We start from the raw sequence: 255 nt of genomic DNA, 5'->3' as shown, positions 1-255 counted from the left end.
GGGTTTTGGCGTGAACATCGGCCCCCAGCTCGATGAGGCGCAGTGCAGCGTTGCAATGCCCGCGGGTGACGGCGTAGGCAAGCACCGAAGTGTCCATCGGGCCTTGACGCAAGTTGATGTCAGCCCCCCGTTCGATGAACAGTTGGAACAGTGGGCCGTCACCGCGCCCCAGGTCCATGGTTTCGAAGAAGATGGGATCGACCAGCCCGAACAGGTTGGGATTGGCGCCGAAGTCGAAGAGCAAGGTGGCCAGTT

The 255-nt window shown here is 61.6% G+C and carries 1 protein-coding gene; it reads right to left on the bottom strand.

The window, feature by feature from the left end:
• Positions 1-255: hypothetical protein (locus tag DNK49_RS24335; protein WP_207807126.1), on the bottom strand; the 255-nt coding region annotated here is incomplete at both ends.

This window comes from Parazoarcus communis SWub3 = DSM 12120, assembly GCF_003226565.1.
GTDB classification, from domain to species: domain Bacteria; phylum Pseudomonadota; class Gammaproteobacteria; order Burkholderiales; family Rhodocyclaceae; genus Parazoarcus; species Parazoarcus communis.
This window is presented reverse-complemented; position numbering and strand designations above follow the sequence as displayed.